Raw genomic sequence first — 26,844 nt, forward strand, 5'->3', positions numbered from 1 at the left:
CCCATACAAAAAAGCGCGCCTTCGGGCGACGCATAACAATCTCAGGTGGAGCGCAGTTATGGCTTTTGTGCAACTTGAAGGACTCGGCAAACGTTACGGCGAGATCGACGCCGTCGTTGCCACCAACCTCTCGGTCGAGAAAGGCGAGTTTGTCTCCCTGCTCGGCCCCTCCGGATGCGGCAAAACCACCACCCTGCAAATGATCGCCGGCTTCGTCGAAGTCAGCAGCGGACGCATTGTGCTGGACGGTCGCGACATCACTCACGCCAAACCCGCCAGTCGTGGTTTGGGCGTGGTGTTCCAGAGTTACGCGCTGTTCCCGCACATGACCGTCAAAGACAACGTCGCCTTCGGCCTGCGCATGCGCAAAGTGCCTGGTGCCGAATTGCAGCAGCGGGTGGACCGGGTGCTGAAACTGGTGCGCCTCAACCAGCATGCCGAGCGTTACCCCCGGGAGCTCTCCGGCGGCCAGCGTCAGCGTGTTGCATTGGCTCGGGCCCTGGTGATCGAGCCGCCGGTGCTGCTCCTCGATGAGCCGCTGTCCAACCTCGACGCCAACCTGCGCGAAGAGATGCAATTCGAGATCCGCCGCATCCAGCGCGAAGTCGGGATCACCACGCTGATGGTCACCCATGACCAGTCCGAAGCGCTGTCCATCAGCGACCGGGTGGTGGTGATGCAGGCCGGGCGCATCACCCAGATCGACGCGCCTTACACCCTCTACGAACACCCGCGCACCGAGTTCATTTCCGGTTTCGTCGGCAAGGCCAATCTGCTGCCGGGCGAGCGTGACAGCGCCGGTGTCGTTCAGGTGTGCAACCGCGGCGACGGAGAACTGACCTTGAGCCTGCGTCCGGAAAAAATCGATCTGCGGGACAAAGGTCAGGGCCGTCTGCAAGGCAACATCGTCAGTCGCTTCTTTCTCGGCAGCCAATGGTTGTACGGCGTATCGACGACCCTGGGCGAACTCAGCGTAGTACGCCGCAACGACGGTTCGGCACCGCTGACCGAAGGCACCGCGGTCGGGCTCGATTGGGACGCAGCGTTGTTGCGGGTGCTGAGTGTTGACGAGGTGCCGGCATGAGTACGCTTGTCGCCATTCGCCACGGACGCCAGGGTTACTGGCTGTCGGCACCGGCCCTGGCCTTGTACCTCGGCCTGCTGGTTATCCCGCTGCTGCTGACCTTGGTGCTGTCGTTCAACGTCTTCGACTACAGCTCGGGGATCAACGGCGACGCCTACACCCTCGATCACTACAGCAGCCTGCTGGGCGATCCGTACTTCTACGAAATCTTTCTGCGCACGATGTGGATCAGCGCCCTGACCACCCTGCTCTGCGTGGTGATCGGCGTGCCCGAGGCCTACATCCTCAGCCGCATGGGCGCGCCATGGCGCTCGATTTTCCTGATTCTGATCCTCACCCCGTTGCTGATTTCGGTGGTGGTGCGCGCCTTCGGCTGGAGCCTGTTGCTGGGTGCCGACGGCCTGGTCAACCAGACCCTCCAAGCCTTTGGCGGCTCGCCGATGAAGCTGCTCTATACGCCGTTCGCGGTGGTGATTGCGCTGGTCCACGTGATGCTGCCGTTCATGATCATTCCGGTCTGGACCTCGTTGCAAAAACTCGACCCGGCCGCCGAGCAAGCCGCGATGTCCCTCGGTGCCAGCCACTTCACCGTGATGCGCCAAGTGGTGCTGCCACAGATCATGCCCGGCGTGCTCTCCGGCACCTTGATCGTGTTCGGCCTCGCCGCCAGTTCGTTTGCCATCCCCGGCCTGCTCGGCGGACGCCGGATAAAAATGGTCGCCACGCTGATCTACGACCAGTACCTGTCGGAGCTCAACTGGCCGATGGGTGCGGCCATCGCCGTGGCTCTGCTGTTGCTCAACCTGCTGATCATGCTGTCGTGGAACCGGATGATCGAAGGCCGCTACAAGAAGTCATTGGGATAACTCGTCATGTCCAAGAACGGTCCTTTCGCCCTGCTGTTCCATACCCTGGTGGTGCTGTTCATGCTGGCGCCGCTGGTGGTGGTCTGCCTTGTGGCCTTCACCCCGGAAAACACCCTGAGCCTGCCCACCACCGAGTTTTCCCTGCGCTGGTTCCGCGCGGTGTTCGAGCGTGCTGACTTTGTCGATGCGTTCTACAACAGCCTGATTCTCGCATTCTGCGCCGCCAGTCTGGCGACGCTGATCGCGGTGCCGGCAGCGCTGGCGATCACCCGCTTCGAGTTCCCCGGACGGGACTTTTTCAACGGTCTGTTCCTGTCGCCGATCATCATTCCGCACCTGGTGCTGGGTGTCGCATTGCTGCGCTTGTTTGCGCTGATGGGCGTGAATGGCAGCTTCGCCTGGCTGATCTTCGCCCACGTGCTGGTGATCACGCCGTACGTGCTGCGGCTGGTGCTGGCGTCGGCCATCGGCCTGGATCGCAGCGCCGAACACGCCGCGCAATCGCTCGGTGCCGGGCGCTTCACGCTGTTTCGGGAAATTACTTTGCCGATGATTCTGCCGGGGGTCGCCGGTGGCTGGCTGCTGGCGTTCATCAACAGTTTCGATGAGGTCACACTGTCGATTTTCGTCACCTCGCCGGCCACGCAAACCCTGCCGGTGCGGATGTACGTGTACGCCACCGAATCCATCGATCCGATGATGGCGGCGGTGTCGGCACTGGTAATTGCGCTGACCGCGCTGACGATGATTCTGCTCGACCGGGTCTACGGCCTCGATCGGGTTCTGGTGGGCAAACAATGAGGGCGCCATGGCTCTGCTGAAACGACTGGCCGAAGGCGACCGCCCGGCCCTGGACTTTACCCTCGACGGCACACCGGCTACCGGCCTGCTCGGCGACACCTTACTGACGGCGGTGCTGACCTGCAGCGAACACTTGCGCGGCAGCGACTTCAGCGCCGAACCCCGCGCAGGGTTTTGCATGATGGGTGCGTGTCAGGACTGCTGGGTTCGACTGGGCGATGGCCGACGCGTGCGCGCCTGCTCGACGTTGCTCGAAGCCGGGCAGCAGATCAGCCGCGAACCGGGACGTTGCGTATGACCGTCATTTATCCGGTGCACCCAAAAGATCGCAGCCTTCGGCAGCTCCTACGCCGAACGCGGTCTCCTGTAGGAGCTGGCGAAGCCTGCGATCTTTTGATCTTGAATTTCATGGGGTCGATATGAATTCCGTGATCATCATCGGTGCCGGTCCGGCCGGTATTCGTGCCGCACAAACCCTGGTCGCCCATGGCGTTCGCCCGGTCCTGCTGGACGAAGCAGCACGCGGTGGCGGGCAGATTTATCGTCGCCAACCGGCAAACTTCAAGCGCTCGCCGGTCAAGCTGTATGGCTTCGAAGCCGGCAAGGCCAACGCGCTGCATCAGACGATCGATGAGCTGCGCGAGCAACTCGATTACCGTCCCGAGACATTGGTATGGAACGCCGAGGACGGTGCGCTCGACACCTTGCATGAAGGCCGCGCTGCACGGCTGGCGTTCTCGCGAGTGATCGTCGCGACGGGCGCCACCGACCGGATTCTGCCGGTGCCGGGCTGGACCCTACCGGGGGTTTACAGCCTCGGTGCCGCGCAGATCGCCCTCAAGTTTCAAGGCTGCGCCATCGGTGAACGCGTGGTGTTCGCCGGCAGCGGGCCGCTGCTGTACCTGGTGGCGTATCAATACGCCAAGGCCGGCGCCAAGGTGGTCGCGGTGCTCGACAGCTCGCCCTTCAGCGCTCAGGCCCGCGCCCTGCCCGGCCTGCTCTCGCAACCGGCCACCCTGGCCAAAGGTATCTATTACCGCAGTTGGCTGACTGCCCACGGCATCCCGGTGCATCAGGGCGCCAGCCTCACAGGCATCAATGGCGAACAGCGTGTGCAATCGCTGACCTGGCGCAACACGAAGGGCACTCAGCCTCTGGAGTGCGACGCCGTCGCCTTCGCCCACGGCCTGCGCAGTGAAACCCAACTCGCCGACCTGCTCGGCTGTGAATTCGCCTGGAACCCGCTCAACCGCGCCTGGCTGCCGCAACGCGACAGCGCCGGTCGCAGCAGTGTCGCCGAGGTTTACCTGGCCGGCGACGGTGCCGGCATCATGGGCGCCGACGCGGCCGAAATGGCCGGCGAACGCGCAGCCCTGGCGTTGCTCGAAGACATCGGTTACCTGATCCCGCCGCAACGTGGGGCGCAATTGGAGCAGGCGCTGGGACGGATCGATACCTTCCGCCAAGGTCTGGAACGGGCCTTCATCTTTCCCGAGAATTGGGCCGCCGATGCCCCGAATGAGGTGATGATCTGCCGCTGCGAAGAAGTGCGGGCCGGCGACATCCGCCAAGTGGTGCGCGAGGGTCATTGGGAGATCAACCGGGTCAAGGCGCATTGCCGGGTTGGCATGGGGCGCTGTCAGGGACGGATGTGTGGCGCCGCCGCCGCGGAAATCATTGCCTGCGAAAGTCAGCGCTGCGTGTCCGACATCGGCAGGCTTCGGGCTCAGGCCCCCATCAAACCCCTGCCGTTTGGTCTGGAGGTCGAGTCATGATCGAAGTCGATGCCGTCATCATTGGTGGAGGAATTGTCGGCGCCTCCGCCGCGCTGTTTCTGAGCAAGGCCGGGCGGCGCGTGGCGCTACTGGAGCGGGACTTCTGTGGCTCGCATTCCAGCGGCGTGAACTACGGCGGCGTGCGGCGCCAGGGGCGACCGCTGTCGCAACTGCCGCTGTCGCAACGGGCCCACGACATCTGGGGGCAGCTGCCGCAGCTGATTGGCATCGACGGTGAGTATCAGCGCAGCGGCCACCTGAAACTGGCCCGCAGCCTCAACGATCTGCACGCCTTGCAAGACTATGCCGCCAGCAGTCGGGGTTTTGGCCTGGATTTGCAGGTACTCGATCGCGCTGAGTTACGCGCACGTTTTCCGTGGGTCGGTGAGGTGGCGGTCGGTGCCTCGTTTTGCCCCGATGACGGTCATGCCAACCCGCGCCTGGTGTCCCCGGCGTTTGCCCGGGCGGCGCGTCGGCACGGCGCACAGGTCCATGAACAATGCGCGGTGACGGCGGTGGAACACGACGGTCAGCGCTTTCGCGTCAGCACGCAAACCGGTCTGGAGCTGCAGGCGCCCTGGCTGCTGAATTGCGCCGGAGCCTGGGCCGACACCCTGGCAGAACAATTCGGTGAGGGCGTGCCGATGCACGCCGGGCACCCGGCGATGCTGGTCACCGAGCCCTTGCCGTTGGTGATGAATGCCAGCACCGGGGTCGAGGGCGGCGGTATCTATGCCCGTCAGGTCGCGCGCGGCAATTGCGTGTTGGGTGGCGGCCAGGGTTTTGCCCTCGACGGTGCCCGCGCCCGGCCGGGCCAGCACGCGGTCATCGAGATCCTGCGTCAGGCGGTCGAGCTTTATCCGTTTCTTGAAGGCGCCCAGGCGATTCGCACCTGGAGCGGCACCGAAGGTTACCTGCCCGATCGCCAACCGGTGATCGGCCACAGTGGCACTCAACCCGGTCTGTTGCACGCATTCGGCTTTGCCGGTGCGGGCTTTCAGATCGGCCCCGCGGTGGGCCAGGCGCTCACCGAAATCATCTGCAGCGGCGCTTCAAAAACGTCGCTGGATGCGTTTTCCATCACCCGGTTTCACTCCATCTCCGTTGCTTGATAGAGGAAGGTCGCGCCAATGAATAACGTCAAACGCACTGCACTGCTCGGTTTCTCCTGTCTGACCGCCCTGCTCACGGTCACCCAGGCCCAGGCCGAACCGACGCTTTACCTGGGCATGAACGGCGGGACCATGGAGCGGCTCTACGCCGATAAGGTGCTGCCGGTTTTCGAGAAGGCCAATAACGTCAAAGTGGTGATTGTGCCCGGCACCTCTGCCGATATTCTGGCCAAGGTCCAGGCCAGCAAAGGCAACCCGCAGATGCACGTGATGTTCCTCGACGACGGCATCATGTACCGCGCCATCGCCATGGGCCTGTGCGACAAACTCGAAGACAGCGCATCGCTGGCGCAGATTCCGGCCAAGGGCCGCATCAAGGATCAAGCGGTGGCGGTCAGCCTCGGCGTGACCGGGCTGGCGTACAACACGCGTCTGTTCAAGGAGAAAGGCTGGACCGCACCGACCTCGTGGATGGACATGGCCGACCCGCGCTTCAAGGACAAACTGGTGTTCCAGTCGATGGCGTCCTCGACCTTTGGCCTGCACGGGTTCCTGATGTTCAACCGGATTCAGGGCGGCAGCGAAACCGACGTCGAGCCAGGCTTCAAGGCTTGGCCGAACACCGTCGGGCGCAACGTGCTGGAGTACATTCCGAGCTCGGCGAAGATTTCCGAAATGCTTCAGACCGACGAAGCCGCGCTGTTCCCGTTGACGCCGACCCAGGTCACCGCCCTGAAACTCAAAGGCATGCCGGTGGAGTATGCGCAACCGAAGGAAGGCGCCGTGGTGCTCAACGTGGCCGAATGTGCCATCGCCAACAATACTCAGCCGGAACTGGCGCAGAAACTCGCTGCTTTCTTGCTGACACCTGAAGCGCAGGCCACCGCGCTTGAAGACGGCGACCAGATCCCGTCCAACCCCAATACCCCGACCACCGACAAGACTCGCGGTCAGGTGGAGGCGATGAAGCAGTACCTGACCACTGCCATTGCGATCGATTGGGATCAGGTCAACGAACAGCGCCCGGCATGGAATGCGCGGTGGAATCGCAGTATCGAGCGGTAGGAGCTGCCGCAGGCTGCGATCTTTTGATCCTGGGTGCGGTTGTAGTTGATTAAGTTGCTGAAAATCAAAGTCAAAAGATCGCAGGCTTCGCCAGCTCCTACAGGTGTATGCGCACCTGTAGGAGCTGGCGCAGGCTGCGACCTTTACGACGACCACACCGTCCGGAGTGGTCGGGCTATTCCCCCTCTGGTTACACTATGCCGCCGCTCGGGGGAGCCGGCGTGCAAATTACGGGGTGAAATCACAGTGGCCGTTCGACCGCCAAACCGTTCGCGACTCACACCACGCTGGCCTGCGCTACGCCGCTTGTTCGGCAAGTCATCGGCGACATCCGCCGGTAACACCGCGACCAGTCGAGTCATCCACGACTACTTCCACCGCAAGGCCCACACCCAGGGTTACACCCTCAGCCATAGCCAACTGCGCGTCATCGACTGCATGGCGCAACACGCCGCAGCGCTGTCGGGCACCTTGGCAAAAACGCTTCCCGGCCTTTACCTGCACGGCGCCGTGGGTCGCGGCAAGAGCTGGCTGCTCGACGGGTTTTTCCAGGCCCTTCCCATCGCGGAAAAACAGCGCCTGCATTTTCATGAGTTTTTTGCGCAGCTACACCAAGGAATGTTCAGTCATCGCGATCAGCCCGATGCGCTGGAAACCACCCTCGACGAACAGCTGCGCGATTGCCGGGTGCTGTGTTTCGACGAGTTTCACGTCCATGACATCGGCGATGCAATGCTCATTACCCGGCTGTTCAAGGCATTGTTCCGCCGACGCATCCTGCTGCTGGTCACTTCCAACTACCCACCGGAAGGACTGCTGTCCAACCCGCTGTACCACGCGCGCTTCAAACCGGTGATCGACCTGATCAATGCTCGCATGCAGGTCATGGAGGTCGGCGGCCCTCACGACTACCGCAGTCAGGCGAGAACCCACGCCCAGCAGCTGTTTACCCAAGGCCAGTACATCTGGCCGGCCACGCTGGCGCAGCGTCAGTCGTTGAACCTGCCCGAACGCGACGCGCCGGCCATTCAACTGCCCGTCGGGACACGCAACCTTCAGGCCCGACACTGCGAAGGGCGAACCATCGGTTTCACCTTCGGCGATCTGTGCGACCACCCCACAGCGGTCATGGATTACCTGGAGCTGTGCCGACGTTTCGATCATTGGTTTATCGATGAACTGCCCAACCTCGCCGATTGTTCCATCGCCGCCCAGCAGCGCTTCATCAACCTGGTCGACGTCCTGTACGACCAGGACAAGCACCTGATTCTGCTCGGCCAGCAGTCTTTGCGTGACAGCCTGGGCGGTGATGCCATCGATCTGGCGCGCACGCGCAGCCGGTTGGGGCAGTTGGTCGAAGTCAGTGATCCGTAGGTTTTGTGGTGCAGTTCAGACCGCCTTCTCGAGCAGGCTCGCTCCCACATTAGATCGCGTCCATCCAGACAACTCGGTCAACTGTGGGAGCGAGCCTGCTCGCGAAGGCGTTCTGACAGACACCACACGTTTCCCGCTATCATGTCGCCCTTTCTCTGGCCCCCGAGCCTCCTCCCGATCAAAGTGAATCTGTTCATGGATACCCTTGCCCAACTACGCGCCGGCCAACTGTCGGGCATCACCCGCCTGGACCTCTCCGGCGGCCTGACGGAGTTTCCGCGAGAAATTTTCGACCTGGCGGACTCGCTGGAAGTCCTCAACCTCAGCGGCAACGCCTTGAGCAGCCTGCCGGACGACTTGCACCGCCTGACCCGTTTGCGCGTGTTGTTCTGCTCGGACAATCTGTTCACCGAACTGCCCGACTGCCTGGGCCAATGCGCCGCACTGACGATGGTCGGCTTCAAGGCCAACCGCATCGAGCGCGTGCCAGGCGCTGCCCTGCCACCGTTGCTGCGCTGGCTGATCCTGACCGATAACTGCATCACTGAACTGCCGGTCGAGCTGGGTGAACGCCCGCACCTGCAAAAACTCATGCTTGCTGGCAACCGCTTGCAACGTTTGCCGGAGAGCTTGCGTCATTGCCATCGACTCGAACTGATCCGCATCGCCGCCAACCAGTTGAGCGAGTTACCCGAGTGGCTGATGTCCCTGCCGAGCCTGACCTGGCTGGCGTACGCCGGTAATCCGCTGGAGACCGAAGCCGATGCGGCCGCCCTCGAAGCCACGCCTCGCATTCCCTGGTCTGAACTGCGTCTGGAGCAGCAACTGGGCGAAGGCGCCTCAGGAGTGATTCATCGGGCTATCTGGGATCGACCGGGCCAGCCGGCCACTCAGGTCGCCGTCAAACTCTACAAAGGCGAAATGACCAGCGATGGCTCGCCGTTGCACGAGATGAACGCCTGCATCACCGCCGGTAGTCACCCCAACCTGATCCGGGTTGAAGGACGAGTCGTCGGGCATCCAGAAGCCCAGGCCGGGCTGGTGATGCAATTGATCGATCCGAGCTATCGCAATCTGGCCAGCCTGCCGAGCCTGGCGTCATGTACCCGCGATGTTTACGCCAACGACACCCGGTTCAGCGCTGGCGTGGCATTGCGCATCGCTTGTGGCATCGCCTCGGCAGCCGAGCATTTGCACCAGCATGGCATCACCCACGGCGACCTCTACGGCCACAACATTTTGTGGAACGAGCACGGTGATTGCCTGCTGGGGGATTTTGGTGCGGCGTCTTTCCATGCCACCTCGGACAGCCTTGAAAGCCGTGCGCTGCAACGGATCGAGGTACGGGCGTTTGGTGTTTTGCTGGGGGAATTGCTGGAGCGGATCGACTCGGGGTTGAGCGATGAAGGTCGTTTGCAGCTGGAGCAATTGCAGCAGCGCTGCTGTCAGTCGCAGGTGCTTGCGCGACCGGGGTTCAGCGAGATTGTGCAGGCGTTGAATCGCTGGTGACCGCGGCGCGGTCAATCGCGAGCAGGCTCGCTCCCACAGGTTTTGTGTCGAACATATAATTTTTATTCAACACAACCTACTGTGGGAGCGAGCCTGCTCGCGATGGCGGTATCACTGAAAAATCAAATTACCCCGCCAACCCGACAAACATGTCCTGCACGTCATCGTGGTTATCGAGGCCTTCGAGGAAGGCTTCGACTTCAGCCATCTGCTCATCGCTCAGACCGCTGACCGGGTTTTTCGGCTGATAACCCAGCTTGGCCGACAACACGGTGAAACCTTGCTCCGGCAGGGCTTTCTGCACGGCGTCCAGGTCCGCAGGCTCGGTCAGGAACAGGGTCGTGCCCTCTTCGTCACCCGGCTCGAAATCCTGGGCGCCGGCTTCGATGGCGGCCATTTCCGGATCGGCATCCGGGCTGTCCGGGGACGCCTCGATCATGCCGACATGGTTGAAGTCCCACGCGACCGAACCGGAAGCGCCCAATTGGCCCTTGCGGAACGCGACGCGGATTTCAGCAACGGTGCGGTTTATGTTGTCGGTCACGCATTCAACGATCAGCGGCACCTGATGCGGTGCGAAGCCTTCATAGGTCACGCGATGGTATTGCACGGTTTCGCCCAACAGGCCCGCGCCTTTCTTGATCGCGCGATCCAGGGTTTCCTTGGGCATCGAAGCTTTTTTAGCCTGTTCAACCACCAGACGCAGGTGTGCGTTGGTGGTGACATCGGCACCGTTACGGGCAGCGATGGTGATTTCTTTTACCAGTTTGCCGAAGATCTTGCCCTTGGCGTTAGATGCCGCTTCTTTGTGTTTAACCTTCCACTGTGCGCCCATTACTCACTCTCTTGATCTGTGGCGCCGAGACATCTATTGGCCGACGCATGGCGCAAGTTTATACGCCCTAAAGTTGGCAATCGACCAAAAAATCCACCCTGTTCACCCGCATGACGAATCGACATCTTCACCGGCAGTTGTAGGGCGATTCTGAAACTTCGATTTGCGGTGACCATAAAGGGCTGTGGTTTCGTACCCTCTGCGCCCGAATTCCATGGCAGAAGCGCGTTCGATGCACAACGACAAGGAAAGTCCCTTCACCCTGACACTTCTCGACGGCGATTTGAGTTTGCAGGTGTTGCAGTTCAGTGGCCGAGAAGCCCTCAACCAGCCCTATCGATTCGACATCGAAGTGATCGGCCTCGCACCGGCCATGAACCTCGACCGATTGCTGCAACAGCCGGTGTTCCTCAGTCTGATGGAGGGCCAGGGTATTCATGGCATCCTTCACAGTGCCAGTCGCGAGCATCGCGGCCCACACCGGATCGGCTACAAACTGGTGCTGGTGCCCTACCTTCAATGGCTCGACCGGCAGCGTTCACGCCGAGTCTTTCATCACCTCAGCGTACCCATGATCCTGCGCCAACTGCTGGAAGAACATGATGTGCCCGAGGGGAGCTATCGTTTCGAATTATCCAACGGACGCTATCCCGTCCGGCCTTTTTGCATTCAGTACGAGGAGAGCGATCTGGCATTGCTGCAACGGCTGTGCGAAGAAGAAGGCATTCACTATCATTTCGAACATCAGCGCGAGGGGCATGTGTTGGTCCTGGCGGATGACAGCCTGAGTTTCCCCCAGGACCCCGTCCTTACGCCTTTCCAGGGCAACGCGCCCGAAGACAGTGACGTGCCCGTGATCAGTGAGTTGTTCCAGCGCCATGACTCGCCGCCCTTTCCCTCACGACTGGAGGCCAGGAACCGTGGTTCGCAAAAAACCGACGAGGGAGCGGCCAACCACGCTTTCAGCAAACCATTGCCGGTGATGGTCCGCCCCGCGCCCGAGCACATCCATCACGATCAGTTGAGCCGACGACAACTGGAACGTCTGCGTTGCCAGCACCTGCAGATCCACGGCCAAAGCAACCAGAGTGCACTGCGCAGCGCACGGATAGTGCAAGTGTCAGAACATCCAATGCCGAATTTCAACGATCAATGGCTGCTCACCGAAACCCGACATCAGGGGCAACAACCTTCGATTCTTGCCACCGACAAACCCGTTACTGTCCGCCATTACCGCAATCGGTTCACCGCCATTCCCTGGTCAACGGTCTTCAGGCCGGCGCTCAGACAGACCAGGCCGAGCATCCCGGGCTATCAGCCCGCCCGGGTGCTGGGCCCTGCCGGGCAGCCGGCGACGCTGGATGATCGAGGTCGAATACAGGTTGGGCTGTGGCCAACAGCGCAAGCGGATCCGCTTGAATCTGCCGGTATCTGGTTACCGGTGGCCTTTGCAGCGCCGGACGGCCGGATTGACCCGTCCAGCCTGCCAAAGGCCGGCAGCGACGTCCTGATCAGTTTTCTCGACAGCGACCCGGACCGACCGGTGCTGTGCGTCGGCATGGGCCATCACCCGCGCACTCGGCCTGTTCCCGAGCCACGCCGCGATAGCCACTTGCTGCTCGATTGGCTGGTCAATCGCTCGGACCTCACGCCCTGACACTCAGACCTTGTCGGCCTTGCCTGCCGCCGCCGCGAACTTCGCCAGACGCACATCCAGATGCCGTGGCCGGCGCCCGTGATCCTCGGCGCGTTCCTTGCGGCGGATGGCGTTGCGCACCATCAATGAGCCGAGGTAACGAATCGGTTCCGGCGGAAACAAGCCCAACGGGCCGTTGACCAGGGGCGAACGGGTCCAGGCGTTGTCCAGTCCCTGAACCATCGAGGCGAGAATCTGCCCGCCCATATGACACGGGCCAACCCCGCTGCCGGAGTATCCGAAACCATAAAACACGTTGCCGCTGGCACTCATCTGACCGAAAAACGGCAAACCGGTGACCGAGCGATCAGACGGACCGTTCCAGGTCGCCTCGACCTTGACCTGGGCAAACGCCGGGAAGAACTCGCTCAGGCTGTGCTGCAACAATCCGGCATAGGGCGATGGCTGATCGAACACCGGCAACATTCGACCGCCGTAAGCAAAGGTGTTGCCGCCCTTGCCGAGCATGATTCGGCCGTCCGGAGTGTTGTGGTAGTAATGCACGAAAATCCGCGAATCGAGCACGGTGACGCCGCTGGTCAAGCCGATCTCGTTGAGCAGATCAGGTCGCGGTTCGGTGATCAGCATGTCGCTGGAAACAATCGCCACACTGCGCTCGAACTGTGGAAACGCCCGGGCCATCCAGGCGTTCATCGCCAGCACCACGCGATCCGCTCGAACGGTGCCGTTCGGGGTTTGTATCCCCGCAGGCTTGCCCTCCTGCAACCCGGTCATGGCGGTGTGCTCGTGAATCCTCACCCCGAGTTGCAAGGCGACCCGGCGCAAGCCGCGCACCAGTTTGCCCGGTTGCACGCTTGCCGCCGCCGGGGAAAACCAGCCTTCCAGATGTTTGCTGGAACCGGCCATGCGTTGCACATCGGCCACCGGCCGTTGGGTGAAAGAGTTGATGCCATTGCGCTCCAGCGCCGCGATCACGGCATCGGTCGAGCCGCATTGGGCACGGTTGGTGGCGGTGTAGAGCGTACCGTCGAGGCGGTAATCGGCGTCCACCGCGTACTGCTCGCAAAAGGCGCCGATGGCATGGATGCTGCGCTCGGACTCCTTGACCAATCGCACCGCTTCTTCGACGCCGAACAGCCGTTCAAGGGTGAAGTACTTGGCCGACCACGACAGCGCACAACCACCGTTGCGACCACTGGCGCCAGCGCCGCAGATATCGGCCTCGATCAGCAGCACATCCAGTTCGGGGTTCTGTTCCTTGAGCATGATCGCGGTCCACAGCCCGGTGTAGCCGCCGCCGACGATGCAGACGTCGGCCCGGGTGTCGCCTTCCAGTGCCGGACAGGTGTCGGATACATCGGCCTTCAGGGCCTGGTCCAGCCAAAAGGGTCTCATTGGAAATCTCCAGTCAGATGTCCACCCGCTAGCCTGCCGCAGGCGCAGCAAGCCGCGAGGGAAAGGGGTTCAGCTACGCAGAGGTTTTACAGTCATCCGTTGGTTAGGCACGAAAGCGCTTTCGGCACGCAGGCCAGCCGGGCGGCTGTTCCAGTGCGGGATCAGCACCAGGGCTGAAAACATCGCGCAACCGGCGAAGACGATGAACACGGTGACCGAGTCGAAGTAGCCCGGCAGCAATCCGCCAAGAATCGCCCCGACCGAGCCGCAACCGTTGACGAAACCGGCCGCTGTGGCGCCCGCCTTGGCGGTGCCGAAATCGATCGCGGCCGCGCCGCTGATCATCGAGTCCGGTCCGTACAGGGTCAGGCCCATGACGAACAGCAGCGCCACCACCAGCATCACGCTGCCGGTATGCAGGGCGCCCATGAACAACGCCAGGGTCACCGTCAGCGCCAACAGGCTGAGCACACACGCCGGCATGCGTCGGGCGCCGAACAGTTTGTCCGAAGCCAGACCCAGCAGAATGGGCCCAAGCAACCCGGCCAGTTCAAACGCGGTCGGAATGATTGCCGCGCCGACCTTGCCCACCGAGGGCATCTGCTCGAAGACGATCACCGGCCCCCAGAGCAGAATCGCGTAGCGCGCCGGTTTCAGCAGAAAGTACGCGAGGCCCAGAACCAGCACGGTGCGGTTGCGCAGAATTTCTTTTAACGGTTCCAGAATGCTGATCTTGCTTTGCGCATCGGCCTCTTGCGCCGTCAGTTGCGGCTCCGGTTCCACCGCCGGCAAGCCAACGTCTTCGGGTTTGTTGCGCTGAAAAATAAAAAACAGCACGGCGACCAGCCCAACCACCGCCGCACTGGAAAAGAACGCCGCATGCCAGGTGCCGATCAGCGTATACGCCCACCAGCCAGCGAACGGCGAAGCCACCAACCCACCAAAGGCGTAGCAGGAACTCCACAACCCCAGCACCCGCCCGCGCTGTTCGGCGGGAAAGAAGCTACCGAGGTTCTTGCACAGCCCGGACCAGCCGGTGGACTGGGCAAACCCTTGAATCAACATGCACGTAGCGAAGATTGGCAACGTCGCAAAACTGCCCATCACCAAGGCGGCCGCCGCTGAAATCAACAACCCGCCAAACACTACGACCCTTGGGCCAAAGCGGTCGGCCAGAATGCCCCAGGTGAATTGCCCGATGGCGTAAGCCGTGAGGTAGATGGCGTCGAGGTTGGCCATGGCCATTTTGTCGAGCATGAAGGTGGGGTCTTCGGCGATCCCCAGTTTTGCCACGGAAAAAGCTTTGCGGGTGAAGTAGAACGCGGCGTAAGCGAGCCAGGTGATCGCGAAGATCTGCACGCGCCAACGCTTGATGGTGCCGATGTGCTTGTTCATGGTGGTTCTGACCTCAGGGTGTGAGTGTGCCGGCAGAAATTGAGAAATAACGCCTGTTTTTTTATTGTTGAGCACTTCGATATCGCGGCTTCCCTTTGGCGATATCGGTCAGATGAGTCCTGCTGTTGCACGCACAGGCTCATGGCCGCCGACGCTGTTCGACTGACCAGTCACCGGGGCTGAGGTGGATAAAAACAATTACTGATTAATAAGTGAAATCGATTTATCGTATTTCCAATATAAGCTCAGCTTGTTACTGGAGGTTTCGATGTCGGTTTCCCACGCCCAGCTCAAAGCCTTCCACGCCGTGGCCGTGCACGGAAGCTTTACCAAAGCCGCCGAGCGGCTATTCCTCACGCAACCGGCGATTTCCGACCAAGTGCGCAAGCTCGAAGAGCGTTTCGGTGTGCTGCTGTTCCACCGCAATAAACGTTCGGTCCGTCTGACGGATTTGGGCGAGCGCTTGTTGAGCATCACTCAGCGGCTGTTCGTCATCGAGGCCGAGGCGCAGGAATTACTTCAAGAGTCTCAGGCACTGCAGACCGGCACTCTGATTCTCGCCGTCGATGCGCCGGTACATGTGCTGCCGCAGATCGCGCGGTTCTGCGAACGCTACCCCGGCATCAGCGTGAAGATCGAAACTGGCAACACCGACGAATCGCTGTTCCGGTTGTTCAACTACCAGGCCGATCTGGCGTTGCTGGGCCGGGAGGTGAGTGACGAGCGTCTGATCTCGTTGCCGCTGCGCAACGACCCGATGGTGGCGTTCGTTTCGCGCAATCATCCGTGGGCCGACCGTGAGTCGATTTGCCTCGCGGATCTGGATGACACGCCGTTGGTGCTGCGGGAAATCGGCTCGGTGACGCGGCAGACGCTGGAAGAAGAAATGGCTCAGGCAGGCTTTCGCATTCGCCCGGCGATTCAGGTTGAAGGTCGGGAAGCGGCGCGTGAGGCGGTGGTCGTGGGGATTGGCGTTGGTGTTGTTTCTGCTGCCGAGTTCGGTGCGGATTCACGGGTGTGTGCGTTGCCGATTACCGACTGCAAACGGCGACTAACTGAAACCCTGGTGTGCTTGCGCGAGCAGAGTTCGCGGCGAGTGGTGGCGACGTTTCTGGAGATGGTCCGCGAGAGTCTCCCCCTGTAGGAGCTGTCGAGTGAAACGAGGCTGCGATCTTTTGACCTTTCGCTTGAGACTCAAGTGAACCGGGAAAGATCGCAGCCTCGTTTCACTCGACAGCTCCTACAGAGACTGCGCGGTCAATTCAGATTCGGCGCCAACTCGAAAAACGCCTGTATCAAGCGCAAATCCCGCCGCCGCTCCATGCAGCCAATCATGTGCCGATTGACCAACCCGTCACCAAGAATCGGCACCGCCACCACCCTCGGGTCGTGGCTGACCTCCACCGACGACACCACGCCGACCCCCAACTCTGCGGCGACGGCTTCAGTCACCGCCTCGCGACTGTCCAGCTCCAGTAACACCCGTGGACTGACCAACGCCATCGCGCACGCCTCGTCGAAGGTGCGCCGGGTGATCGAACTTGGCTCGCGCAACACCATGATCACCTGATCCAGCGCCTTGAGCGGCACCCCCTTGGACATCTGCGCCCAGGGATGACCGTCGGGCACCAGCGCACAAATCCGTGATTCGCTTAAGGCTTGCAAATGCAGGCCCTTGCGCGGCTCGACCTCGGTCAGCACCGCCACGTCGGCATGCTCCGACAACAACGCCGCCAGGGTTTCCTGAGCATTGCCCAGCCGCAGGTTCACGGTAATGCCGGGATACCGCGCGCGCAGACTGGCAAGCATCGGCATGACCATGTGCGGCCCGTCCGCCGCAACCTCCAAACGCCCGGTCAGCAACTGCCGGTTGGCCTCGAGCATCACCTGCGCTTCTTCAGCCAGACCGAACATTGCCCAGGTGATCGCGGCCAGTTTGGTGCCCTCCTCCGTCAGCTCCACCCGTCGCGCGGTGCGCCGCAACAGGGTGATCTGGTAATGCTCCTCCAGCGCCTTGATGTGCCCGGTGACCGCCGGCTGGCTGATGAACAGTCGTGCGGCGGCCCGGGTGAAGCTGCCCTCGCGGGCCACCGCATCGAAGGCGCGGAGCTGGAACAGGTTCATGAATAACCCTCACTGATGGCTGGCATAACAACAAACAATTTGATTGATAGCACGGCAAATTGCAATTTAAGCCCCGTAGCTTCATCCCATCGATTGCGAGGACACGAGAATGAGTACTGCCGAACCCATCCTGCTCACCCCCGGACCACTGACCACATCGGCCCGCACCCGTCAGGCGATGATGGTCGACTGGGGTTCATGGGATGACCGCTTCAATCAACTGACCGCCAGCCTGTGCGAACAATTGCTGGCGATCATCAACGGCGGCGACAGCCACCACTGCGTGCCCCTGCAAGGCAGCGGCACATTCGCGGTCGAAGCGGCGATCGGTACGCTGGTGCCTCGGGACGGCAAAGTCCTGGTGCTGATCAACGGCGCCTACGGCAAACGCCTGGCGAAAATCTGCGAAGTGCTCGGCCGATCCTTCAGCACTTTTGAAACCGCCGAAGACGAGCCGACCACCGCCGCCGACGTCGACCGCCTGCTGCGCGCCGATGCCAGCATCACCCACGTCGCGCTGATTCACTGCGAAACCAGCACCGGGATCCTCAACCCACTGCCGGAAATCGCCCACGTCATCGCGCAACACGGCAAACGCCTGATCATCGACGCCATGAGTTCTTTTGGCGCGTTGCCGATCGATGCGCAACAGGTGCCGTTCGACGCGCTGATCGCCGCTTCGGGCAAATGCCTGGAAGGTGTGCCGGGAATGGGCTTTGTCTTCGCTCGCAAAGAAGCGCTGGCCAATGCCGCCGGCAACTCGCATTCGCTGGCGATGGACCTTTTCGATCAGCACACCTACATGGCCAAGACCGGCCAATGGCGCTTCACCCCGCCGACCCACGTGGTCGCCGCGCTGCACGAAGCCCTGCTGCAATACAACGAAGAAGGTGGTTTGCCCGCCCGGCATCGGCGCTATGCCAACAACTGCCAGGTGCTGCTCGAAGACATGGCCAAGCTCGGACTGCGCAGCTTTCTGCCCGCAGAGATCCAGGCGCCGATCATCGTCACCTTTCATGCGCCGAAAGATCCGCGTTACCAGTTCAAGGAGTTCTACGAACGCGTCAAGGCCAAGGGTTTCATCCTCTACCCCGGCAAATTGACCCAGGTCGAAACTTTCCGCGTCGGCTGCATCGGCCACGTCAACCAGGCCGAGATGCACGCGGCCGTGGCGGCGGTCGCCGACGTACTGCGCGAGATGGAAGTCCTCGAAATCTGATTCACGACGACCTGTAGCAGCTGTCGAGCCCCAGCGAGGCTGCGTTCGGCTGCGAAGCAGTCGTAAAAGCCATCCACCTCGGTGTTTTTAGATGAACCGAGTCGCCATAGTTAACGACTGCTGCGCAGCCGAACGCAGCCTCGCTGGGGCTCGACAGCTGCTACACGGCTCTTCATTCCCCAATACAGGATTTGAGACATGAACTACGCAAACCCAACCAAGCTGCAAGCCGCCATCCTCGACTGGGCCGGCACCGTGGTCGACTTCGGCTCCTTCGCCCCGACGCAGATTTTTGTCGAAGCATTCGCCGAGTTCGACGTCCAGGTTTCCATCGAAGAAGCCCGCGGCCCGATGGGCATGGGCAAGTGGGACCACATCCGCACCCTGTGCGATCAGCCGCAAGTGGCCGAACGTTATCGCCAGGTGTTCGGCCGCACGCCGACCGATGATGACGTCACCGCTATCTACAAACGCTTCATGCCCCTGCAAATCGAGAAAATCGCCGAGCATTCGGCGCTGATTCCGGGCGCGCTGGACACCATCGCCAATCTGCGCCAGCAAGGAATCAAAATCGGTTCCTGCTCCGGCTATCCAAAACAGGTCATGGACAAGGTTGTCGAGCTGGCCGCCACTAACGGTTACGTCGCCGACCACGTGGTCGCCACCGACGAAGTGCCCAACGGCCGCCCATGGCCGGCCCAGGCGCTGGCCAACGTGATCGCCCTCGGGATCGATGATGTCGCAGCCTGCGTGAAGATCGACGATACCGTGCCGGGCATTCTTGAAGGTCGTCGCGCCGGCATGTGGACCGTGGCGTTGATCTGCTCGGGCAACGCGCTGGGCCTGGACTACGAAGGTTATCGTGCCTTGGGCAGCGACCAACTGGCCAGCGAACGCAAGCGCATCCACGGGATGTTCGAAGGCTCGCGTCCGCACTACATGATCGACACCATCACCGATTTGCCGGAAGTGATCGCCGATATCAATAAGCGCCTGGCCAAGGGCGAGATGCCGCAAACCAACTAATTGCGCCTGTCGTCTCATAAAAAAGCGCCAGTTTCTTAACGGAACTGGCGCTTTTTTTTGGGCGACCATCTGATCCAGAGCATTGAACATCCAAATAGCCACAGGCAAATCCACCAAAGCGGATTACAGTTAAAGCACACCGTCAAACAAGAACGGTGGTTCGACCTGACCTGTGAGGAACACTGTATGCCCTGGAAGAATTCGGACTCACGCTACAGCACCGTATCGATCGCGCTACATTGGTTGATGTTGGTCCTGCTGGCGCTGGTTTATGCCTGTATCGAATTTCGCGGGGGCTTTCCAAAAGGCAGTGGCGGCCGGACGCTGATCACCGAATCGCACTTCATGCTGGGTTTGTTGGTGTTTGTTCTGGTTTGGCTGCGGCTGTTCGCTCGCAGCTTGGGCCCGGCACCGAAAATCTTCCCGGCTTCGCCTCAGTGGCAGATCGTGGTGGCCAAACTGATGCATTGGGCGCTGTACATTTTCATGATCGCCATGCCGATTCTGGGCTGGCTGGTCACCAGCGCCAAGGGTCACCAAGTGATGTTCTTCGGCTTCGACTTGCCGTTGCTGATCGAGGAAGACAAGGCGTTGGCCAAGCAGATTCAGGGTTGGCATGAACTCGGCGGCACCATTGGTTACTGGCTGATCGGCCTGCACGCCGTGGCGGGGATTTATCACCACTATGTCGTGGGCGATAACACCTTGCTGCGGATGATGCCCAAGCGCGGGTGAATCCCGCCGCTCAGTGGAAACCCCGGCGGCCCTGCAAACCGCCGGTATGGACGAAGATCAGGCGCGTGCCCTTTTCGAATCTTCCCGCTTCTACTTGCTGCTGGAGTGCCAACAGTGCTTTGCCGGTGTACAGCGGTTCGAGGGGAATGCCGCTGGCCTGTTCGGTCTGATCGATGAATTCAAGTAACAGCGGATCGACTTTGGCAAAGCCACCACGGCTGGCGTCGAACAATTCATAAGCGCGATCCTGTAAACCCGCCTCTTGCACAATTGATTCGACTTGCTGCGCCACACCATGATCGTCGGGCACGGCCAGTGCGCCATACACCGGGTGTTCACCCGCCTCGGCCAGCACCAGACCAGCCAGGGTGGTACCCGTTCCGCAGGCCAGCCACCAGCCGTCGTAGCCGTTCCAGCCCAGACCGTTCAACTGCTCGCTGACCATTGTCCTCAGCTGCAGGCAACCCTTGGCTCCCTGCAAACCGCCGCCACCTTCCGGCACCGGATGCAGATCGGGATATTGCGCCTGCCATGGCAACCAGAAACCCGGCTCGTGCCGCGCTCGATAACCGCCATAACCGAGCCAATGCAGCTGCATACCGAACGCCAGCAAGTCTTTCACCGTCGGCGTTTCTTGTGGATGTCCACGCAGCAGGCCAACGGTGCGAAAACCAAAACGTTTACCCGCCGCGGCCAGTGCATGCAGATGATTGGAGTGGGCACCGCCGAGACTGATGATGCCTTTGGCACCGATCTGGTCAGCGGCTTTCAGGTGCTCGATGAGTTTGAACCACTTGTTGCCGCTGATCAGTGGATCGATCTGGTCGAGGCGCAGGATCGCGACTTCGATGCTTGATCGGGTGAGCCAATCAAGATGAAGGGGTTCGAGGGGGGCTTGGGGTAGCCATTCGTTGGGCGGGAGAAGCATCGATACCGGCTCTGGGTGAAGAGCCGGCATTCTAGTCGCTCTGTGGACGCCTTCGCGAGCAGGCTCGCTCCCACAGTAGATCTTCAGTGCGACATGGATCGAGTGTGGGAGCGAGCCTGCTCGCGAAAGCCATTGGCACGCTGAGCCTGCTTATTACAACTCAGCAGCCAACCGGGACCCTTGGTTGATCGCGCGCTTGGCATCCAGCTCCGCCGCCACATCCGCGCCGCCAATCAAATGCACGTTCTGCCCAGCCGCCACCAGACCCTCCTGCAATTCACGCAGCGGATCCTGTCCGGCGCAGATCACGATGTTGTCCACCGGCAGCACTTGCGGCTCGCCGGTTTCGCCGATGCGGATGTGCAAACCCTCGTCGTCGATCTTCAGGTACTCGACGCTGTTGAGCATCTGTACCTGCTTGTTTTTCAGACCGGTGCGGTGAATCCAGCCCGTGGTTTTACCCAGACCATCGCCGACCTTGGATTTCTTGCGCTGCAGCAGGAACACTTCACGCGCCGGTGCGTGAGGTTCAGCCTTGATGCCCGCGACACCGCCGCGCGCTTGCAGATGCGTATCGATGCCCCACTCCTTCCAGAACGCCTCGCGATTCTGGCTGGTGGCCACGCCTTGGTGAACCAGGAACTCCGAGACATCGAATCCGATACCACCGGCACCAATCACCGCGACGCGCTTGCCCACCGGTTTGCGCTCAAGGATCACGTCCAGGTAGCTCAGCACCTTGGCGTTCTCGACACCCGGAATCGCTGGAGTTCTTGGGGCGATGCCGGTAGCGAGAATGATCTCGTCGTAGCCGCCTTCGACCAGCTGTGCGACGTCGACGCGAGTGTTCAGGCACACCTCAACATGGGTGGTCTGCAGTTTGCGGTTGAAATAACGCAAGGTTTCGAAGAACTCTTCCTTGCCCGGCACGCGTTTGGCGATGTTGAACTGGCCGCCAATTTCGCTGGCCGAATCAAACAGTGTCACCTGATGACCACGTTCGGCTGCCACAGTGGCAGCCGACAGGCCGGCAGGACCGGCACCGACGACGGCGATTTTCTTGATCTGTTGCACCGGCAGGTAATTGAGTTCGGTTTCGTGACAGGCGCGCGGGTTCACCAGGCAACTGGTCAACTTGCCGCCGAAGGTGTGATCGAGGCATGCCTGGTTGCAGCCGATACAGGTGTTGATTTCATCGCCACGACCCGCCGCGGCCTTGTTGACGAAATCCGGATCGGCGAGGAACGGCCGCGCCATGGAGACCATGTCGGCATCGCCTTCGGCCAGAATCTGCTCGGCCACTTCCGGGGTGTTGATACGGTTGGTGGTGATCAGCGGAATGCTCACCGAACCGCGCAGTTTGGCCGTCACCTTACTGAACGCGCCGCGCGGCACTTTGGTGGCGATGGTCGGAATCCGCGCTTCGTGCCAGCCGATGCCAGTGTTGATAATGGTCGCACCGGCCTGCTCGATGGCCTTGGCCAACTGGACGATTTCTTCCCAGCTGCTGCCGCCTTCCACCAGATCGAGCATCGACAGGCGGAAGATAATAATGAAATTCGGGCCTACCGCTTCACGCACCCGGCGGACGATTTCCACCGGCAGGCGCATGCGGTTTTCATAGCTGCCGCCCCAGCGGTCAGTACGGTGGTTGGTATGGGCGGCGAGGAACTGGTTAATGAAATAACCTTCGGAGCCCATGATCTCGACGCCGTCGTACTCGGCCTGTTGCGCAAGGGTCGAACAGGTGACGAAATCGCTGATCTGCTTCTCGATGCCTTCCTCGTCCAGCTCTTTAGGCTTGAACGGGTTGATCGGTGCCTGAATGGCACTCGGCGCGACCTGCTTCGGGCTGTAGGCATAACGCCCGGCGTGAAGGATCTGCATGCAGATCTTGCCGCCCGCCTCGTGCACCGCGCGAGTGACGATCCGGTGCTTGAGCGCTTCTTCCTCGGTGGTCAGTTTGGCTGCGCCGGAGTACACCCCGCCCTCGTCGTTCGGGCCAATACCGCCAGTGACCATCAGGCCAACGCCGCCGCGGGCACGTTCGGCGAAGTACGCCGCCATGCGCTCGAAACCGCCGGGCTTTTCCTCAAGACCGGTGTGCATCGACCCCATCAGGGTACGGTTGCGCAGCGTGGTAAAACCCAGGTCCAGCGGGGCCAACAGGTGCGGGTAATGAGCGGCGGCCATCGGTAACTCCACATCGAGCGATCACGGAAAAAGTGCAGGAGCTCTTCGGCCCCCGTCAGTCATGTTGGACAGACTAAGAGTCGCGCCGCCGTCACTCAATGACCGTAACTGACAACTTATTGATCCAAATGTACAGCGCCCCTTGGCAAGTGCGGGCATGCGCCCTACCCTAGTCGCGAATCCTGCACACGGCCGTTGACTGTTTCCCCATGCGCAAACTTCTGTACCTGACCTTCTCCATGGCATTGATTGCCGCCCTTACGACCTACGCCATGTGGGCCGCGGACCGCCCGGTGGGTCATTACCTGTCGGACCTGCGTATCAACCTCGCGGTCGACCAAGGCACACCCGCTGATCGCGGCAATTTGCTGGGCATCCAGCCCGAGCTGTTTCCCACCGACTATCAAAGCCCCGAGCGCCTGCACCGTAAGCTGGCGGCTTACTTGCAGCAGGCCCAGGACCAGGGCCTGCTGAATGAAAAAACCATCGTCGTCCTGCCCGAACATGTCGGCACCTGGTTGATGGTCAGCGGCGAGAAAGATGAGCTGTATCAGGCCACCACGCTCAAGGAGGCCATGAACTGGCTGGCGGTGAGCAATCCCTTGAAGTTCGTCCGCGCACTGATCAACGCCAAGGGCGACAAACGTCTGGACGACGCGCACCTGCGCATGAAGGCCAAAGGCATGGCCAAGGACTACCAGGCGCTGTTTGGTGGTCTGGCGAAAGAATTCCACGTGACGTTGGTGGCGGGCTCCATCGTGCTACCCGAGCCCAGCATCATCGACGGCACCCTGAAAATCGGCCGCGGCGCGTTGTACAACAGCAGCGTGGTGTTCGGTCGCGATGGCTTTCCGATCGGCCAACCCCAGCGCCAGATGCACCCGATTTTCGATGAACATGACGTCATCGCCGCCAATGGCGAGCATACGCTCAACGTCGTCGACACCCCGGCCGGACGCCTGGGCGTGCTGATCGGCAGCGACAGCTGGTACCCGGACAATTACCGCAAGCTCGACGACCAGGGTGCGAAGTTCGTCGCGGTCCCGGCGTTTGTGGTCGGGCGCGGCACCTGGGACCAACCGTGGCGCGGTTACAAGGGGCTGTCGACGCCTGGCTCGGTCAGTCTCAAGGCCGGGGAGCTCAGCGAGGGCCAGGCCTGGCATCGTCTGACACTCACCGCTCAACCGCCCAGCAGCCAGGCAATCGCCGGCATGAGCGTGTTCCTGCGTGGTCAGTTCTGGGATAAGGGTAGCGCCGGTCAAAGTTTTCTCAGCAGCAACGGGCAGCAGTTCGCCGACGGCAATGCCCGTGGCGCGCGTTTGCTGAACCTCTGGTTGTAACCGATGAAACCGTTGCCGATGCGCCTCGGCGATCTGTCGGTGGGCTTTGTTCACAGCCTGGCCGACGCCGTGCGCAGCCACGGTGCAGACCCTCAGCCGCTGCTCGAACAATACGGCCTCGACCCGGCTCGCCTCAGCGAAGCGGGCGCCCGGCTCTCGATCCCGCGTTACATGCGCCTGGGCCACAGCGCCATTCAACTGACCGACAACCCGGCACTTGGCTTGCGCATGGGTCAGCTCAGTCGCCTGAGCCAGGTCGGCCTGGCCGGGGTCACGGCCGCTCAGGCGCCAACGGTACGCGAAGCCGCGCGGTGCCTGATTCGCTTCGAAGCCTTGTATGGCTCCAACTATCGCGGTCAATCGAGCTTTCACGAAGACGCCCAAGGTGCTTGGCTGCGGTTTTATTCCATCAGCCCTTACAACGCCTATAACCGCTTCGTGGTGGATTCGATCATCGCGGGCTGGTTGCAGCAATTGTCCAGCGTCAGCCCTGCCCCGTTGCGGGCCGAACGCATAGAGATCGAGTTCGAAGAGCCGGATTACCGCACGGCTTATGAAGTGCTGGGCGACAGCCCGATCCAGTTTGGCTGCGAGCACAATCAACTGCGCCTGAGCCTTGCCAGCCTCGCCCAGCGCAACCCGGAACACTGCCCGAGCACCTGGCGACACTTGCTGCAACTGTGTGAGCGGGAACTGGAGCAACTGACACGCACCCGCAGCCTGCGTGAACGCATCACTCAGTTACTGGGGCCATTGCTCAATGGTGGCCGGGAACCCGACCTGGAAGAAGTGGCGGCACGCCTGAAGCTACCGACCTGGACCTTGCGCCGCAAACTCGCCGAGGAAGGCACGCAATTTCGCGCGATCCTCAATGACACACGTCGCGACCTGGCCATGACCTACATCCGCGATACCGAACTGGCGTTCGGAGAAATCGCCTACCTGCTGGGCTTTGCCTCAGCCGAAGCCTTTCAACGGGCCTTCAAACGCTGGAACGGCCAGACTCCCGGCGAGTTTCGCCGCAGTCATCGCCAATCCGCTTGACGCTTACAGCTCGGTAGCGTCTTCGGCCGGTTCCAGCGGGTCCAGTTCAAACGCCTGATACTCGAGCAGCTCTTCTTGATATTCGTCCATTTTGAATCCCCCACAGCTCGTTGAAAAAACGCCTGAATAAATGACCAGCGCCCCGAGCATAAAGTGCCCACGTGAAAGAAAAATGACGCAGGCACGCCGCTCAGCAGCTACTTGATAAAACGTAGCAGGCAGTCAGGAATTTATCACAGGATTTTTTCGATACAGTCCGTAGGACAACGGCCTGGGTTGACGTGGATCAATCTTTAAAGACGCTGCGGAATCGGTGTCATCTGACCCGATCCCGTAGTGCAGGAACCCGATTACTCGCCTGAAACAGGAATGGCCGAAATAGGCTCGGTGGGTGGAGGCAGGCTTGATTGGGGCGGTGGAGTAACGGTTTCCGTGGTCGGTGCCGGTTCGGCATTCTCGGCCGGAGCAATCGGAGCGGCTTCAGGCGGCGGTGCAACAGGTTCAGAGGCTGCTGGAGCAGCTTCGGCAGGTGCCGGCGCAGGTTCTGCCGCAGGCGGTGCCAATGGAGCCTGTGCGGTCTTGGCTTCAGGCACGCCGAGATCGGGTTTCGGCTTATCCTTGATGTGCGCGGCCTTTTTCGCTTCCGGCGGCAGGAACAACTCGACCAGGGTGAAGAAACGCTCGTAGAACTTGGGCGACGATACGGTTTCGCTGGCAACCTTGACCATCGAGTCGTCGGACGAGCCGATCGGCATCGACACCGAGCCCAACACGCCCACACCAACGCTGGCGGAGTTGTTGGTCTTCTTCAGCGCATAACGGTCCTGCAGGGCGTTGGCGAACATGGTCGCGTGGTGCCCCTCACTGCCGTCATCGGCACAGACCACACTGAAGCTGATCTCCATGTGGCTCTCGCCGGTCTGCTGGAAGCTTTTGTGTCCGCTGACCAGTTTCGGGTCGGAGCTGGTGATGATGTAGCCCTGGCTGAGCAACGCCCGACGGGCGGCTTCGCATGTCTGTGCGTCAGTCACTGGGTAGCTGCGCGAAAACGTACCGGAGTCAGCGAAATTCTCATGCTCGTAGATAGGGGCTTTCTTCGACGAGCAGCCGGCCGCGGCGGCCAGCACCAACGCCAGCCCTGCAACACGCATGGGAAATGATTTAAACATTGAACATCCTGAGGAAAACGGTCCGGGGCGTATTGTGCAACAGATCGATGCTTAGCGGAGCATCGATTAGTGTCTTAAAACAGTTACAAGTGTACTGACTGTCATTTACAGGAAAAAGTCGCACGGTAAATACTCAGGCGACGGGTAACCCGCGCTGCTTTCGTTTCACCCATAAAAAAACCGGCCTTTCGGCCGGTT

General features: G+C 61.2%; 24 protein-coding genes. 16 read left to right on the forward strand and 8 right to left on the reverse strand.

From position 1 onward, the window contains the following. Window positions 1-58 precede the first annotated feature (58 nt). The 9 genes from EAH74_RS18045 (at window position 59) to EAH74_RS18085 (ending at window position 9,586) form a co-directional block, all read left to right on the forward strand. Window positions 59-1,084: an ABC transporter ATP-binding protein gene (locus EAH74_RS18045; protein WP_140680154.1), complete on the forward strand. Its 1,026-nt coding sequence runs from the start codon at window positions 59-61 to the stop codon at window positions 1,082-1,084. Continuing rightward, a complete protein-coding gene (locus tag EAH74_RS18050) occupies window positions 1,081-1,950 on the forward strand; it encodes an ABC transporter permease (RefSeq protein WP_074878410.1) in 870 nt (289 codons plus the stop codon). Before EAH74_RS18045 ends, EAH74_RS18050 begins: the two co-directional genes overlap by 4 nt. 6 nt (window positions 1,951-1,956) lie before the next feature. Then, window positions 1,957-2,751, forward strand: coding sequence for an ABC transporter permease (locus EAH74_RS18055; RefSeq protein WP_056740278.1), 795 nt, complete (start codon window positions 1,957-1,959; stop codon window positions 2,749-2,751). Between the two features lie 7 nt (window positions 2,752-2,758). After that, complete coding sequence (locus tag EAH74_RS18060; protein WP_140680156.1) at window positions 2,759-3,049, forward strand: (2Fe-2S)-binding protein; 291 nt, start codon at window positions 2,759-2,761, stop codon at window positions 3,047-3,049. A gap of 121 nt (window positions 3,050-3,170) precedes the next feature. Further along, complete coding sequence (locus tag EAH74_RS18065; protein ID WP_140680158.1) at window positions 3,171-4,526, forward strand: NAD(P)/FAD-dependent oxidoreductase; 1,356 nt, start codon at window positions 3,171-3,173, stop codon at window positions 4,524-4,526. Continuing rightward, window positions 4,523-5,638, forward strand: coding sequence for an NAD(P)/FAD-dependent oxidoreductase (locus EAH74_RS18070; protein WP_140680159.1), 1,116 nt, complete (start codon window positions 4,523-4,525; stop codon window positions 5,636-5,638). Before EAH74_RS18065 ends, EAH74_RS18070 begins: the two co-directional genes overlap by 4 nt. Before the next feature lie 18 nt (window positions 5,639-5,656). Further along, complete coding sequence (locus EAH74_RS18075; RefSeq protein WP_140680160.1) at window positions 5,657-6,703, forward strand: ABC transporter substrate-binding protein; 1,047 nt, start codon at window positions 5,657-5,659, stop codon at window positions 6,701-6,703. Window positions 6,704-6,949: 246 nt separating this feature from the next. After that, the gene (gene zapE, locus EAH74_RS18080) at window positions 6,950-8,077 is read left to right on the forward strand and encodes a cell division protein ZapE (RefSeq protein ID WP_140680162.1); all 1,128 of its coding nucleotides are present in this window, start codon (window positions 6,950-6,952) and stop codon (window positions 8,075-8,077) included. Window positions 8,078-8,272: 195 nt separating this feature from the next. After that, a complete protein-coding gene (locus EAH74_RS18085) occupies window positions 8,273-9,586 on the forward strand; it encodes a protein kinase (RefSeq protein ID WP_140680164.1) in 1,314 nt (437 codons plus the stop codon). Between the two features lie 127 nt (window positions 9,587-9,713). Here the strand turns inward: EAH74_RS18085 and EAH74_RS18090 are convergent, their stop codons facing one another. After that, on the reverse strand, window positions 9,714-10,421 hold the full coding sequence (locus EAH74_RS18090) for a YebC/PmpR family DNA-binding transcriptional regulator (protein ID WP_140680165.1): 708 nt from the start codon (window positions 10,419-10,421) through the stop codon (window positions 9,714-9,716). 232 nt (window positions 10,422-10,653) lie between these two features. On the opposite strand from EAH74_RS18090, the gene EAH74_RS18095 reads away from it, so the two are divergent. Next, on the forward strand, window positions 10,654-12,078 hold the full coding sequence (locus EAH74_RS18095) for a type VI secretion system Vgr family protein (RefSeq protein ID WP_140680166.1): 1,425 nt from the start codon (window positions 10,654-10,656) through the stop codon (window positions 12,076-12,078). 3 nt (window positions 12,079-12,081) lie between these two features. On the opposite strand, the gene EAH74_RS18100 is transcribed toward EAH74_RS18095, so the two are convergent. Further along, window positions 12,082-13,473, reverse strand: a complete 1,392-nt coding sequence (locus tag EAH74_RS18100) for an FAD-dependent oxidoreductase (RefSeq protein WP_140680168.1) — start codon at window positions 13,471-13,473, stop codon at window positions 12,082-12,084. A gap of 69 nt (window positions 13,474-13,542) precedes the next feature. After that, window positions 13,543-14,868, reverse strand: a complete 1,326-nt coding sequence (locus tag EAH74_RS18105) for an MFS transporter (protein WP_140680170.1) — start codon at window positions 14,866-14,868, stop codon at window positions 13,543-13,545. Between the two features lie 268 nt (window positions 14,869-15,136). Between EAH74_RS18105 and EAH74_RS18110 the strand changes: the two genes are divergently transcribed. Further along, entirely contained in the window at window positions 15,137-16,012 is an 876-nt protein-coding gene (locus EAH74_RS18110) for a LysR family transcriptional regulator (protein ID WP_140680172.1), read from the forward strand. 113 nt (window positions 16,013-16,125) lie between these two features. Here EAH74_RS18110 and EAH74_RS18115 read toward each other — a convergent pair whose 3' ends face one another. Then, the gene (locus tag EAH74_RS18115; RefSeq protein ID WP_140680174.1) at window positions 16,126-16,992 is read right to left on the reverse strand and encodes a LysR substrate-binding domain-containing protein; all 867 of its coding nucleotides are present in this window, start codon (window positions 16,990-16,992) and stop codon (window positions 16,126-16,128) included. Window positions 16,993-17,101: 109 nt separating this feature from the next. On the opposite strand from EAH74_RS18115, the gene EAH74_RS18120 reads away from it, so the two are divergent. From EAH74_RS18120 to EAH74_RS18130, 3 genes are all read left to right on the forward strand, one after another. Beyond that, the gene (locus EAH74_RS18120) at window positions 17,102-18,211 is read left to right on the forward strand and encodes a 2-aminoethylphosphonate--pyruvate transaminase (protein ID WP_140680176.1); all 1,110 of its coding nucleotides are present in this window, start codon (window positions 17,102-17,104) and stop codon (window positions 18,209-18,211) included. A gap of 198 nt (window positions 18,212-18,409) precedes the next feature. Then, the gene (gene phnX / locus EAH74_RS18125; RefSeq protein WP_140680177.1) at window positions 18,410-19,237 is read left to right on the forward strand and encodes a phosphonoacetaldehyde hydrolase; all 828 of its coding nucleotides are present in this window, start codon (window positions 18,410-18,412) and stop codon (window positions 19,235-19,237) included. 186 nt (window positions 19,238-19,423) lie between these two features. Beyond that, complete coding sequence (locus EAH74_RS18130) at window positions 19,424-19,972, forward strand: cytochrome b (RefSeq protein ID WP_140680178.1); 549 nt, start codon at window positions 19,424-19,426, stop codon at window positions 19,970-19,972. 10 nt (window positions 19,973-19,982) lie between these two features. Here the strand turns inward: EAH74_RS18130 and EAH74_RS18135 are convergent, their stop codons facing one another. Together EAH74_RS18135 and EAH74_RS18140 are read right to left on the reverse strand one after the other, a co-directional pair. Continuing rightward, window positions 19,983-20,900 (reverse strand): 1-aminocyclopropane-1-carboxylate deaminase/D-cysteine desulfhydrase, encoded by a 918-nt coding sequence (locus EAH74_RS18135; protein WP_140680179.1) that lies wholly within the window; start codon window positions 20,898-20,900, stop codon window positions 19,983-19,985. A gap of 153 nt (window positions 20,901-21,053) precedes the next feature. Next, on the reverse strand, window positions 21,054-23,093 hold the full coding sequence (locus tag EAH74_RS18140; protein WP_140680181.1) for an FAD-dependent oxidoreductase: 2,040 nt from the start codon (window positions 23,091-23,093) through the stop codon (window positions 21,054-21,056). Between the two features lie 209 nt (window positions 23,094-23,302). Between EAH74_RS18140 and EAH74_RS18145 the strand changes: the two genes are divergently transcribed. Continuing rightward, window positions 23,303-24,433, forward strand: coding sequence for a nitrilase-related carbon-nitrogen hydrolase (locus tag EAH74_RS18145; protein ID WP_140680183.1), 1,131 nt, complete (start codon window positions 23,303-23,305; stop codon window positions 24,431-24,433). A 3-nt stretch (window positions 24,434-24,436) separates the two neighbouring features. Continuing rightward, window positions 24,437-25,477, forward strand: a complete 1,041-nt coding sequence (locus EAH74_RS18150) for an AraC family transcriptional regulator (RefSeq protein ID WP_140680184.1) — start codon at window positions 24,437-24,439, stop codon at window positions 25,475-25,477. A 3-nt stretch (window positions 25,478-25,480) separates the two neighbouring features. Here EAH74_RS18150 and EAH74_RS33110 read toward each other — a convergent pair whose 3' ends face one another. Both EAH74_RS33110 and EAH74_RS18155 read right to left on the reverse strand, forming a co-directional pair. Further along, a complete protein-coding gene (locus EAH74_RS33110; protein WP_240050527.1) occupies window positions 25,481-25,627 on the reverse strand; it encodes a hypothetical protein in 147 nt (48 codons plus the stop codon). Between the two features lie 200 nt (window positions 25,628-25,827). Continuing rightward, complete coding sequence (locus EAH74_RS18155; RefSeq protein ID WP_140680186.1) at window positions 25,828-26,646, reverse strand: DUF2242 domain-containing protein; 819 nt, start codon at window positions 26,644-26,646, stop codon at window positions 25,828-25,830. Window positions 26,647-26,844 lie beyond the last annotated feature (198 nt).

Origin of the sequence: Pseudomonas mandelii, assembly GCF_006438925.1 — a bacterium.
Taxonomy (GTDB): domain Bacteria; phylum Pseudomonadota; class Gammaproteobacteria; order Pseudomonadales; family Pseudomonadaceae; genus Aquipseudomonas; species Aquipseudomonas mandelii_C.